The organism is Methylobacterium tarhaniae (assembly GCF_001043955.1).
In the GTDB taxonomy this organism is placed as follows: Bacteria; Pseudomonadota; Alphaproteobacteria; order Rhizobiales; family Beijerinckiaceae; genus Methylobacterium; species Methylobacterium tarhaniae.
In genome coordinates this window covers 1-802 of the sequence record NZ_LABZ01000423.1, presented here as the reverse complement: position 1 = coordinate 802, position 802 = coordinate 1, and the positions used below count along the sequence as shown (strand labels likewise).

Genomic DNA, 802 nt, shown 5'->3' with positions numbered 1-802 from the left:
CACCCCCTCTCTATTCGCCGGCAGCGCCAGATGTGTATAAGAGCCACCCGGCCGGTGTGACCCCCATCGCCCGCGCCGCGCCCGCCACCGTCAGCGACCTGCCCGCCAGCGCCACGGCGCCGAGCACCTGCCAGCGGGCGCTGGTGAGGCCGAGGTCGCGGGTGAGGGCATCGCCCGCGGCGAGCAGGGCGCCGTTGAGGCGGAAAACCTCCAGGATCAGCGCGGTGGCGGCCTCGACCTGGGACACGGAACCTTCCTTCATTTCGGCAACATGGTTTCAAAATGACAGCATATTGTCAACAAGCCGGAGCGCTCGTGCCCCATTGATCCGGCGGCGGAATCCTGGCTGAAGGGCCGGATGCGCGTGGACCTGTTCGATTTCGACCTGCCGGAGGACCGCATCGCCCTCCGGCCCGCGGTGCCGCGGGACGGCGCCCGGCTGCTGCTGCTGCATGCCGGTTCGCCCCCGGAGGACCGCATCGTGCGCGATCTCCCCGGCCTGCTGCGGCCCGGAGACGTGCTGGTGTTCAACGACACGCGGGTGATCCCGGCGCGCCTGCGCGGCCTGCGTCACCGGGACGGCGGCACGGTGCGCCTCGAGGCGATGCTCCACCTGCGGGAGGCGCCGGATCGCTGGCGCGCCTTCGCGCGGCCGGCCAAGCGCCTGAAGGTCGGCGACCGGGTCACCTTCGGCCAGGCCGGAGAAGGCGAGACCTGCGCGCTCACCCGCCTCGACGATCGTGGCGTCGAGGCGGGTGGGCGCGGGGGGGGGGGGGGGACCCGTCTCTTATACACCTCTCCG

At 72.1% G+C, this 802-nt stretch carries 1 protein-coding gene and 1 pseudogene; one reads left to right on the top strand and one right to left on the bottom strand.

Annotated elements, in window-relative coordinates; all coding sequences use genetic code 11:
* Positions 1 to 46: 46 nt before the first annotated feature.
* A pseudogene (locus VQ03_RS30410) lies at positions 47 to 262 on the bottom strand (MarR family winged helix-turn-helix transcriptional regulator); the annotation flags it as partial.
* 96 nt (positions 263 to 358) lie between these two features.
* On the opposite strand from VQ03_RS30410, the gene VQ03_RS30405 reads away from it, so the two are divergent.
* Positions 359 to 802, top strand: a 444-nt coding sequence (locus tag VQ03_RS30405; RefSeq protein ID WP_048454672.1) for an S-adenosylmethionine:tRNA ribosyltransferase-isomerase, incomplete at its 3' end; no start/stop codon positions are given.